Annotated in this window: 9 protein-coding genes; 3 read left to right on the top strand and 6 right to left on the bottom strand. The window is 70.6% G+C overall.

All coding sequences use genetic code 11. The features are described 5' to 3' along the window. Positions 1 to 99: 99 nt before the first annotated feature. A complete protein-coding gene (locus tag ACWC21_RS28240; RefSeq protein ID WP_450885713.1) occupies positions 100 to 1416 on the bottom strand; it encodes a carotenoid oxygenase family protein in 1317 nt (438 codons plus the stop codon). Beyond that, entirely contained in the window at positions 1413 to 1973 is a 561-nt protein-coding gene (locus tag ACWC21_RS28235; RefSeq protein ID WP_450885711.1) for a hypothetical protein, read from the bottom strand. Before ACWC21_RS28235 ends, ACWC21_RS28240 begins: the two co-directional genes overlap by 4 nt. A gap of 107 nt (positions 1974 to 2080) precedes the next feature. On the opposite strand from ACWC21_RS28235, the gene ACWC21_RS28230 reads away from it, so the two are divergent. Then, entirely contained in the window at positions 2081 to 2593 is a 513-nt protein-coding gene (locus tag ACWC21_RS28230; RefSeq protein ID WP_450885709.1) for a PadR family transcriptional regulator, read from the top strand. Between the two features lie 134 nt (positions 2594 to 2727). Here ACWC21_RS28230 and ACWC21_RS28225 read toward each other — a convergent pair whose 3' ends face one another. The 4 genes from ACWC21_RS28225 to ACWC21_RS28210 all read right to left on the bottom strand — a co-directional run bounded on the left by ACWC21_RS28225 (position 2728) and on the right by ACWC21_RS28210 (position 8458). Next, the gene (locus ACWC21_RS28225; protein ID WP_450885707.1) at positions 2728 to 3570 is read right to left on the bottom strand and encodes an RNA polymerase sigma factor SigF; all 843 of its coding nucleotides are present in this window, start codon (positions 3568 to 3570) and stop codon (positions 2728 to 2730) included. A 128-nt stretch (positions 3571 to 3698) separates the two neighbouring features. Then, entirely contained in the window at positions 3699 to 5462 is a 1764-nt protein-coding gene (locus tag ACWC21_RS28220) for a thiamine pyrophosphate-dependent enzyme (RefSeq protein ID WP_450885705.1), read from the bottom strand. Between the two features lie 14 nt (positions 5463 to 5476). Continuing rightward, positions 5477 to 7060, bottom strand: coding sequence for an FMN-binding glutamate synthase family protein (locus ACWC21_RS28215; RefSeq protein WP_450885703.1), 1584 nt, complete (start codon positions 7058 to 7060; stop codon positions 5477 to 5479). Positions 7061 to 7219: 159 nt separating this feature from the next. After that, positions 7220 to 8458 (bottom strand): beta-ketoacyl-[acyl-carrier-protein] synthase family protein, encoded by a 1239-nt coding sequence (locus ACWC21_RS28210; protein ID WP_450885701.1) that lies wholly within the window; start codon positions 8456 to 8458, stop codon positions 7220 to 7222. 519 nt (positions 8459 to 8977) lie between these two features. Between ACWC21_RS28210 and cimA the strand changes: the two genes are divergently transcribed. After that, a complete protein-coding gene (gene cimA / locus ACWC21_RS28205) occupies positions 8978 to 10615 on the top strand; it encodes a citramalate synthase (protein ID WP_450885699.1) in 1638 nt (545 codons plus the stop codon). Positions 10616 to 10721: 106 nt separating this feature from the next. Beyond that, positions 10722 to 10979: an acyl carrier protein gene (locus ACWC21_RS28200; RefSeq protein WP_450885697.1), complete on the top strand. Its 258-nt coding sequence runs from the start codon at positions 10722 to 10724 to the stop codon at positions 10977 to 10979. Positions 10980 to 11033 lie beyond the last annotated feature (54 nt).

Genomic DNA, 11033 nt, shown 5'->3' with positions numbered 1-11033 from the left:
ACGCCGACGATCTTCTGGTGAATGCCTAAAGGGGCGCTTGAACGGACCAGCCGGACATGCCGGGCCCCTCCGCGGGACCCGGCGGGGCGCGCCGCCCGGTCAGTCCGGTCGGTCCGCGAGCCAGTTGCCGTGGAACCCGAACGGCACCCGGGCGGGCAGGTGGACGGTGGCGACCGGCCCCGCCGCGAGGTCGTCGGCGGCCAGGACCACCAGGTCGCTGCGGTCGGTGGTGGCGTCGTACACGTAGGTCATGAGCCAGCCGGGACCGCCGGCCATCTCGTCGGCGGGGGCGAAGGCGGCCTCGCCGGGGGTGCGGTCGGGCCCGAAGTCGTGCGCGGTGACCGCGCCGGTGCCCAGGTCGTACCGGACCAGGGTGTTGTCGCTGGTGATGTGGCCGTGGCCGGCGGCGAGTCCGGTGAGCCGGTCGTCGACGCGGGGGAACTCCCCCGGCCGGTCGTCGACCTGCTCCTCCCGGACCGTTCCGGTCGCGGGGTCGATCGTCCACTTCCACAGCACGGCGTCGCGCGGCGGGGTGAGGCCGTGCTCGGTGCGCCGCCAGATGTCGGCGTACCGCATCACGTGCAGCACGATGGTGCCGTCCGGTGCGTCGTGGGCGTTGAGCGAGTGGAAGACGTAGCAGGGGTCGATGTCGAACCAGCGCACCTCGCCGTAGGGGTCGTCGCGGCGCAGCACGCCCAGCCGGGCGCCGTATCCGTCGTCCCAGCAGTAGGGCATGGTGCGGCCGGTCATGGCGAGGTCGAGGTCGAAGACGACGGGCAGGTCGAGGAAGACGACGTGTTCCGCGGTCAGGCAGAAGTCGTGCAGCATGGTCGCGCCCGGCACCTCGATCGGCCTGCTGATCACCAGGTCGCCGTCGGCGTCGGCGCGGTGGTAGGTGAGGTGGGTGGGCTCCAGGATGCCGTAGCCGAAGAAGTGGAGTTCGCCGGTGGCCGGGCAGGTCTTGGGGTGGGCGGTCATGGCGGTGTGCAGCCGGCCGCCGAAGTCGTAGGGGCCCTTGGTCTCCAGGTCACGGGTCAGCTCGTAGGGCAGGGCGGTCTCGACGAGGGCGAGGGTGCGGCCGGCGTGCCGGACGACGTGCGTGTTGGCGGGTCCGGCGGTGAGGTCGCGGTGCCCCTGGTCGTCGTACATCCGCGCCCCGTCGGTGAGGCTGCTGGTGCGGACCCACCGGTTGCGGTACGAGACCGCGCGCCCGTCCTCGATGCGTAAGCCGTGGACCATGCCGTCGCCGAAGAACCAGTGCCCGGAGGCAGCGTCGGCCGGGTTGGGGCCGTTGCGCACGTACCAGCCGTTCAGTTCGGGCGGGAGCGTGCCGGTGACCGGGAGGTCGTGGGCGGTGAGCTCCTCGGCGACCGGGGCGTAGTTGCCGGCGAGGTGGCGGGGGGTGGGGCTGCTCACCGGGCCACCTGCCCGGCCTTGGCCTGGACGTGGGCGACGTAGCGGACGGTGAAGACCATCGGGACGACGAAGCCCGCGATCTGCACGACGGTGGCGGTGGCCGAGTGGGCGTGTCCGGAGTGCGCGACGAGCGCGAGGACGACGGCGGTCAGGGCGAAGGCGGCGGTCCACACCGCGGTGAGGACGACGTTGGTCCGGATGAACGGCTTGAGTCCCCACACCTCGCGCGGTGTGGTCCGCTTGGCGATGCCGAGGGTGAACGGCCTGCCTACGGCCAGTGAGACGCCCGCGATGACGGCGAGGGTGCCGGAGGAGAGGGCGGCGGAGTAGTCGTGGACGCCGGAGTGCGGGTCGGCGAAGGCGATGGCGGCCAGCACCGCGAAGAAGACGGCCGAGCCCAGCTCCATGATCAGCGCGTCCCATCCGGTTCCGGCCCGCCGCTGCTGGGCGATGACCACCACGGCGACGACGAGTGCGGCGAGGGCGCCCCACTGCCAGCTGCCGGAGGGCAGTACGGCGAAGACGATCCACGGCAGGAACGTGCGCAGGTAGGACATTGCTCTCTCCCCATGAGTGTCCCGGTCACTGCCGGGTTCCTCTCTCGACATGTCAAAACTAGAAGGTCTACTAGCGACATGTCAATACTGGAATGTAGAGTGGGGGCATGAGCCTGAGACACGCACTCCTCGGCCTGCTCACGGAGCGCTCCGCGAGCGGCTACGACCTGCTGAAGCGCTTCGAGACGTCTTTGGCCAACGTCTGGCCGGCGACCCAGAGCCAGATCTACACGGAGCTGACGAAGCTCGCGGACACCGGCCTGATCACGGTGGCCGCCGAGGGCCCGCGCGGCCGCAAGGAATACGCCCTCACCGACGAGGGCATGGCAGAACTGCGGCACTGGCTCACGGAGACGAAACCCCAGCGGACCACCCGCAGCGACGTCCTCCTGCGCGTCTTCTTCCTGGGCGTCCTCGAACCCGGCCAGGCCCACGCCTACCTGACCGACCTGACCGACCAGTCGGCCCAGCTGTACGACGAACTGCGCCACCTCGTCGACGCGGTCGACTGGGACGACGACGATCTCTCGGTCTACGGCCGCATCGCCCTGGAATACGGCCTGCGGTTCTACGAGATGCGGCGGGAATGGGCGGCTTGGGCGGCCGAGCAGGTCAAGTAGGGGTCACCGGCATGGCGCCGGGCGATCTCCCGCATCCGCATCGAGCCGGTGACCGAGGAGAACGCCGAGAAGGCCCGGCCTCCTGACGGAGGCCGGGCCGCACGGTCACAAGCGTGTACGCCGCGGGGAGCGGCTCAGCGAGTGCTGAGCATGCCCTCGCGCAGGCGGGCCAGGAGACGGTTGATCAGGCGGGAGACGTGCATCTGGGAGACGCCCAGGCGTTCGCCGATCTGGGCCTGGGTGAGTTCCTCGACGAAGCGCCAGTGAATGATCTTGCGGTCGCGTTCGTCGAGTTCGGCGATCATCGGTGCCAGGGCGTGGAAGTCCTCGACGAGGCCGAGCGCCGGATCCTGGTCGCCGATGAAGTCCGCGAGCGCGGCCTCGCCGTCCTCGCTGCCGTTGATCGTCGCGTCCAGGGAGGCCGACCGGTAGCCGTTGGAGGCGAGCTGCGCCTCCACGACCTCCTCCTCGGGCAGGCTCATCAGCTCGGACAGTTCCCTGGTGGTCGGCGTCCGGCCCAGCCGGCTGCTCAGCTCCTCCTTGGCGCGGGCGAGTTGCACCCGGGCCTCCTGGAGCCGGCGGGGCACGTGCACGGCCCAGGAGGTGTCGCGGAAGAACCGCTTGATCTCGCCGACGATGTAGGGGACGGCGAAGGAGGTGAACTCCACCTCACGGGACAGCTCGAACCGGTCGATCGCCTTGATCAGCCCGATCATGCCGACCTGGACGATGTCCTCCATCTCCTCCGGGCCGCGGCTGCGGAACCGGCCGGCCGCGTAGCGGACCAGGGACATGTTCATCTCGATCAGCGTGTTGCGCGCGTACTGGTACTCGGGCGTGCCCTCCTCCAGCACCGCGAGCTGGTCGAAGAACAGCTTCGACAGCTCCCGTGCGTCCTTGGGGGTGACTTGGGACGGGTCGGCGATCTCCGGTACTCCCACCGTCTGTCCGGTCGTCTGCACGGTCGTCGTCGCCATGATGCGCCCCTCCCAATCGATCGGTCTCTCCCCGTCGGTCCGCTCACCGACGAGCTCACCGACGATCAGCCGCCTACCCCGGCTCCACGCACGTATGCACGCATGTTCCCACGACTGCGCCGGCCGTGTCAGTGCGCGCCGTCGTCCCCGTGGCTGCGTACGACCTCCTTGACCTTGGCCACCGCGAAACCCCAGCCCTGCTCGACGGTCGGCTTGGCCGGCACCGCGACCTCGTCCGGGTTGGTGAGCACGTCGAGCAGCACCGGCCCGGCGGTGTCGAAGGCACGCCGTACGGCCTTCTCCAGGTCGGCCGGATCGGTCACCCGGATCCCGGTGATGCCCATGGCCGTGGCGACGGCGGCGAAGTCGGGGTTGTCCAGGACGGTGCCGAACTCCGGGAGCCCGGCCTGCTCCTGTTCGAGCTTGACCATGCCCAGGCGGCGGTTGTCGAAGACGACGAGTTTCACGGGGAGCCGGTGCGTCTTCAGCGTCATGAGGTCCCCGAGGAGCATGCTCAGGCCGCCGTCCCCGCAGAAGGCCACCACCTGGCGCTCCCGGTCCAGGCACTGGGCGCCCAGCGCCTGGGGCATGGCGTTGGCCATCGACCCGAGGTTGTACGAACCGATGAGCCGCCGGTCACCCCGCATCTCGACGAAACGGGAGAGCCACACCGTCGCCATGCCCGTGTCGGAGGTGAAGACGGCGTCGTCGGCGGCCAGCCGGTCCACCACGGCCGCCAGCGCCTCCGGCCGGATGTCGTGGGTCCGGTTGTCCAGCGAGGCACGCACACGGCCGAGCAGCCCCTTGTCGTGCGCCGGGTCGGCCAGCCGCGCCTGGCCCCGGCTCCACTGCTCGAAACGCTCACGTGCCTTCTCCAGGTGCGAGCGGTCACGCGCGCCCTCCGTCCCGGCGGGAGGTGCGGCGAGATGGGTGAGGAGGTCGCGGACGGTCACTCCGGTGTCGCCGACGAGGCCGACCTCGACGGGTACCCGCCGCCCGATGTGGGCGGCCTCGGTGTCCACCTGGATGACGGTCCTGCCCTCCGGATACCAGTCCCGGTAGGGGAAGTCGGTCCCCAGGAGCAGCAGGGTGTCCGCGTCGTGCAGGGCCGACGCGGCGGCCGGGTTGCCGATCAGCCCGGTCTGGCCGACCTGGAACGGGTTGGCGTCGCCTTCGAAGCCCTCCTTGGCCTTGAGCGTGAGGACCATCGGCGCGGCCAGCCGGTCGGCCAGGGTCAGTACGTCCTCGCGCGCGGTGCGTGCGCCCCGTCCCACGAGCAACGTGACCCGCTCGGCACGGTCCAGGAGCCCGGCGGCCCGCCGCACCGCGGCCTCCTCGGGCCGGCTGAGCGGGGTGTTGAGGGAGAACCGGGCTGGGCGGTCGTTGGTCAGTTCGCGCTCGCCCAGGTCTCCGGGCACGGTCAGGACGGCGACGCCCTTGCGGCCCAGGGCGTGGCGCACCGCCGTCTCGAGCATCTGCGGCAGCTGGTCGGGAGAGGTGATGGTCGCGCGGAAGACGGCCACGTCGCTGAAGAGGGCGTCGTTGTCGACTTCCTGGAAGTAGTCGCTGCCGAGTTCGGCCAGCGGCACCTGGCCGGCGATCGCCAGGACGGGGGTGCGGCTCTTGGCCGCGTCGTACAGCCCGTTGAGCAGGTGGACGGAACCGGGTCCGACCGTGCCCATGCAGACACCGAGGGTGCCCGAGAGCTGTGACTGGGCGCTCGCGGCGAACGCCGCGGCCTCCTCGTGCCGGCAACCCACCCACTCCAGGTTTCCGGTGGTGCGGATGGCGTCCGTCAGGGGGTTGAGCGCGTCTCCGACGACGCCGAACACCTGGTGCACGCCGAGTTCGCTCAGTGCGTCCACGATGACGCGGGCGACGGTACGGGCCACTTGGTTCCTCCAGGTCAGACGGTGAATCGGTCGGGGTCGGCGGCCTCCCAGTCGGCCGCCCAGGAGTGCGGAGGCCCGGCGAGCAACTGCCCCGGCCCGAGCCACTCGTACAGCTCCTCGTAGGAGCGTTCGGTGTAGGGGTCGATGCGCCGGCGGAGCATGTGCGGGCGGAGCTCGGCGGGATCGGTGACGCCCATGGACGCCATGATCTGCAGGGCGCTGGCCACGGTCGCTTCCTGGAAGCGCTGGACGCGCGGCGTCTTGTCGCGGACGTCGAGGGCACGGGCGCGCCGGGGGTCCTGTGTCGTCACACCGGTGGGGCAGGTGTTGGTGTGGCACCGCTGCGCCTGGATGCAGCCGACGGCGAACATCATGGCCCGCGCGGCGTTGCCGTAGTCGGCGCCCTGCACGAGCCGTTTGACCAGATCGGTGCCGGTGGCGATCTTGCCGCTCGCCCCGACCCTGACCCGGTCGCGCAGGCCCGCGCCGACGAGGGCGTTGTGCACGGTGAGCAGCCCCTCGGTCAGCGGGGCTCCCACATGGTCGGCGAACTCCAGGGGCGCGGCCCCGGTGCCGCCTTCGCCCCCGTCCACGATGATGAAGTCGGGGGCCGTGCCCTCGGCCAGCATGGCCTTGCACACGGCGAGGAACTGCCGGCGCGAGCCCACGCACAGTTTGAACCCGGTCGGCTTGCCACCGGACAGCTCCCGCATCCGGGCGATGAAGCGGACGAGTTCGCGCGGGGTGGAGAACACCTTGTGGTACGGCGGCGAGATCACGGTCCGCCCCTCGGGCACGTCCCGTACCTTCGCTATCTCGGCATTGACCTTCGCGCCCGGCAGGACCCCGCCGATGCCCGGTTTGGCGCCCTGCGACAGCTTCAGGGACACGCACTTGACGTGATCGTGCGCGGCCTTGTCGGCGAACTCGGCGGGGTCGAAGTCGCCGTCCCGGGTACGGCAGCCGAAGTACCCGGTGCCTATCTCCCAGACCAGGTCCCCGCCGGGCCTCAGGTGGTACTCCGAGAGGCCGCCCTCGCCGGTGTCGTGGGCGAAACCCCCGGCCTTCGCGCCGCCGTTGAGGGCGAGGACCGCGTTGGCCGACAGCGAGCCGAAGCTCATCGCCGACACGTTCAGCAGCGCCATGTCGTAGGGGCGGCTGCAGTCGGGGCCGCCGATCCGCACGCGCGGCGGTGTCTTCGGCACCGGGCACGGGGCCATCGACGGCACCAGGAACTCGTAGCCGGGCTGGTAGACGTCCCGTTCGGTGCCGTACGGCTGCTCGGCGTCCGTGCCTTTCGCCCGCTCGTAGACGATGGTGCGGACATCCCGGTCGAAGGGACGGCCGTCGTAGTTCCGCTCGATGAAGTACTGCTGCAGCTCCGGGCGGATCCGCTCCAGAAGGAAGCGGGCATGCCCCAGAACGGGATAGTTGCGCAGCACCGAGTGCCGGCGCTGCAGCAGGTCCGCCGCGCCCAGCAGACCCAGCAGGACGAGCGGTACGGCGGCCGGCCACCACCAGGGCGAGAGACCGGCCGCGGCAACGGCCGCCGCGATGCCGGCGGCCAGGGTGAGGGCGACGATTGCGATGCGTGTCACCCCTCGCTCATTGCCCTGAGTCGGCCTCGCAGTCCTGCGGTTCTGCCAAGAAACCGCAAGCTGTGGCACGGCCGGCGGACGCTGCGGGGAGGGTGCGGAGCATCGGACGGGCCGGCCGGCACCCCGTGGCTCGGGCCGCTCCCCGCAGGCGCCGGATCGTCAGACCGGGTCCGGAGCGGTGAACACCATGACGCAGTTCTGGCCGCCGAAGCCGAAGGCGTTCGCCATCGCCGTACGCACCGGCACCCGCCGCGCGACGTTGGGCACGTGGTCCAGGTCGCACTCCGGGTCGGGTGAGTTCAGATTGATCGTGGGCGGCACGACGCCGTCACGGATGGCCAGCGCGCACACCATCGCGTTCAGCGCGCCGGCTCCGCCGAGCAGGTGGCCGACGGTGGACTTCGGGCTGCTCACCGGGATCCGGTCCAGTGCCCCGCCGAGCGCCGCACGGAGCGCCTTGGTCTCGGTGGCGTCGTTGGCTTTGGTCGAGGTGCCGTGGGCGCAGACGTAGTCGATGTCGTCCGGTGCGACTCCGGCCCGCTGGACGGCGGTATTGATCGCCGCCGTGGCGAACTCACCCGTCGGGAGCGGGTGGCTGACGTGGAAGGCGTCGCAGGTGAGCGCGGCACCGCTGACGGCGGCGTACGAGGTGACCCCCCGTCGGCGGGCGTGCTCGGCGGACTCCAGGACCATGACCACCGCCCCCTCGCCGAGCAGGAACCCTTCCCTGTCCACGTCGAACGGGCGGCTCGCCGCGGCCGGGTCGTCGTTGCGCCGGGACAGCGCGCCCATGGTGCCCAGACCGTTCATGAACGACCGCGTGACCCCCGCGTCGGTGCCGCCGCAGACGACCACGTCCGCCTCGCCGGAGAGGATCAGACGCCGTGCGTCCATCAGGGCGTACAGGCCGCTCGTGCAGGCCAGCGCATTGGCGTTGACGGGGCCGTGCACGCCGAGGTCGATCGCCACTTCGCAGCTGGGCATGTTCGCCAACGAGTACGGCACGAAGTAGGCGCTCGGTTCCTCGCCGGCGACCAACTGCCGAGTGGCCGCCTCGATGGTGTCGAAGCCCGCCACGGCGGCGTTCACCACGACCGCCACCCGGTCCCGGTTGTCGTCGTCGATGTTCAGCTTCGCGTCGGCCACCGCTTCGCGCGCCGCCACGACGGCGAACGCGGTGAACCGGGAGATGCGTTTGGCGCGTTTGGCGTCAAAATGGTCGGAGGGCCGGAAGGATTTCACTTCAGCGGCGATTCGGGTGCTCATTCCGGCGGGGTCGAAAGCGGTGATGGGTCCGGCGCCGGATCGCCCCTCCACCATTGCTTCCCAGCTGCTCTCCCGATCATTTCCGACCGGAGTAATGGCCCCTATGCCTGTGATTACGACGTCATCATGCATTGCACCGACGATACTCAGCCGCCCCGGTGCGGACAATACCATCCGCCGCACCTTCCGCCGCACCGCACAGATCCGGAAAGCGGAATGAGTCGGCGCCGCAGCGGGAAGCGTGCACACGCATTCCGGCGCCCCCCGAGTGGCCGACGGGAACGGCAGGGCCTCTGGTCACCAAGGCGTCGACGCAGGTCAGAAGCCTTGTTGCGGCAGGTAGGGCGGCACGGCGACCCGACTCGACGGCGGATTCATCGGTACATCCACCGGCCGGACGACTCTGGTTCCCGACCCCGACGATCGGGTATTTCTCGAGCAATTCCCGGTAATTCTTCGAGTATTTCTCGGGGGGCCTTCGAGTTCTTTTCGAGCACTGCTCCAGTGTTTGTGAGGCGCAGGCGCACCGGAGGGCAACGCAAAGTCGGGCCATGCGGACGCCGGGCGGTGCCACCAGTCGCCGGTTCAAGTGATTCTTGAGGGCTCTGCCGGACCGTGGCGCACAGTGAGCTACCCAGGAGGGTCACGGTGATGGCAGTGCAAGGCGTGCAGCTCTACGACACCACGTTGCGGGACGGCACCCAGCAGGAGGGCATGACGCTGACGGTGCAGGACAAGCTCGCCGTCGCGCGCCACCTGGACGCCTTCGGCGTCGGGTACATCGAGGGCGGGTGGCCGGGCGCGGTACCCAGGGACACCGAGTTCTTCCACCGTGCACGAACCGAACTCACTTTGGAAACCGCAGAGTTGGTAGCGTTCGGGGCGACGCGCCGCCCCGGCGCGCTGGCCGCCACGGACCCCCAGGTCCGGGCCCTGCTGGACTCGGGCGCGCCGGTGATCACCCTGGTCGCCAAGACGGATGTCCGGCACGTGGAACGGGCGCTGCGGACCTCTCTCGCCGAGAACCTGGCCATGATCTCCACCACCGTCCGGTATCTGGTCCACGCGGGCCGGCGGGTGTTCGTGGACGCCGAGCACTACTTCGACGCTTATCGCGTGAACCGCGCGTACGCACTTGAATGCGTGTGCGCGGCGGCGGAGGCCGGTGCCGACGCCGTCGTCCTGTGCGACACCAACGGCGGTTCACTGCCGGACCAGGTCCGCGAGGCCGTGGCCGACACGCTCGCGCAGACCGGTGCCCGGCTCGGCATCCACTGCCACGACGACACCGGCTGCGCCGTCGCCAACACCCTCGCCGCCGTCGACGCGGGTGCCGTGCAGGTGCAGGGCACCGCCCACGGATACGGTGAACGGTGCGGCAACGCCAACCTGTTCACCGTCGCCGCCGACCTCGTCCTCAAGCGGGGCATCGAGGTCCAGCCGGCCGTGCGCCTGGCCGACCTGGCCGCCACGGCCCGGGCGATCAGTGAGCTGACCGGACACCCGGCGCGGCCGGCCGACCCCTACGTCGGTTCCTCCGCCTTCACCCACAAGGCGGGCCTGCACGCCTCCGCGCTGCGGGTGGATCCCGACCTGTACCAGCACATCGACCCGGCCGTCGTGGGCAACCGGATGCGCACCCTCGTCTCCGACCTGGGCGGCCGGTCTTCCATCGAGCTCAAGGCACGCGAGCTCGGCTACACGGTGGCGGCCGGTTCCGAGCCGGTGGCCCGGGCCTCGGCGCGCGTCAAGGAGCTGGAGAACAAGGGCTACAGCTTCGAGTCCGCTGACGCCTCCTTCGAACTGCTGCTGCGCGAGGTGCTGTTCGGCCAGACGGCCGAGACACAGCCGTTCGCGGTGGACTCCTGGCGTGTCACCGTCGAGCAGTGCTCCGGCGACACCGTCACCGAGGCCCGCGTGCGGCTGCGGGTGCCCGGCAGCGAGCCGGTCGTCGCCGTGGGCGAGGGCAGCGGACCGGTCAACGCGCTGGACCGCGCGCTGCACCAGGGTCTCGACACGTTCTTCCCCGCGCTGGCCGGGCTGGAGCTGGCGGACTACCAGGTACGGATGCCCACCGGCGGACGGGGCAGCGCGGCTCCGGCCCGGGTGCTGGCCACGTTCGTCGACGGCCGGCGGCGCTGGAGCACCGTCGGCGTCGACGACAACCTGGTCACCGCCTCGTGGCACGCGCTGCTGGACGCGTTCCGGTACACGCTGCGCGACAGCGCCGGACCCGTCCCCGAGGCGGCGCCGCTCGCCGAGCCCGCACTCTTCTCCCCCGGCGGCTGATCACAGGCCTGCTCACGGCCGCCTCGAGACCGCTCGATGCCGGCTTCGGGCCGCACCCGACTTCGCCCGCGGCTCGCTTTCCGTCCAACGACAAGGAGAAAACCCCATGTCCAACCCCACTGAGGTGACCCCGGAGGCCGTGCACGAGCTGCTGCGGACCGAGCTCGTCGACCTCGGCGTACCGGAGGAGATCATCTCCGCGGAGACCACGATCGACACCCTGGAGATCGACTCACTCGACATCGCCGATCTGATGGTCACGGTCAAGCGGACGTACGGGGTGGACATCCGGCGCGCCGAACTGGCCGGTGTCACCATCGGCGGTCTGGTGGACCGCGTCCTGGCCGGCGCCTCGAGTCGTTGACGGCGGCCTTCGCGAACGCGGTCGCCCGGTCCCCGGTGTGCTCGGCGACGAGGC

It is taken from the genome of Streptomyces sp. NPDC001348 (assembly GCF_053597535.1).
This window is presented reverse-complemented; position numbering and strand designations above follow the sequence as displayed.

What these genes read in the sequence shown, in the direction of transcription:
- ACWC21_RS28200 (WP_450885697.1), top strand. Translation starts at nt 10,722, where the DNA reads ATGTCCAACCCCACTGAGGTGACCCCGGAGGCCGTGCACGAGCTGCTG.
- ACWC21_RS28230 (WP_450885709.1), top strand. Translation starts at nt 2,081, where the DNA reads ATGAGCCTGAGACACGCACTCCTCGGCCTGCTCACGGAGCGCTCCGCG.
- cimA (WP_450885699.1), top strand. Translation starts at nt 8,978, where the DNA reads ATGGCAGTGCAAGGCGTGCAGCTCTACGACACCACGTTGCGGGACGGC.
- ACWC21_RS28210 (WP_450885701.1), bottom strand. Translation starts at nt 8,458, where the DNA reads ATGCATGATGACGTCGTAATCACAGGCATAGGGGCCATTACTCCGGTC.
- ACWC21_RS28235 (WP_450885711.1), bottom strand. Translation starts at nt 1,973, where the DNA reads ATGTCCTACCTGCGCACGTTCCTGCCGTGGATCGTCTTCGCCGTACTG.
- ACWC21_RS28225 (WP_450885707.1), bottom strand. Translation starts at nt 3,570, where the DNA reads ATGGCGACGACGACCGTGCAGACGACCGGACAGACGGTGGGAGTACCG.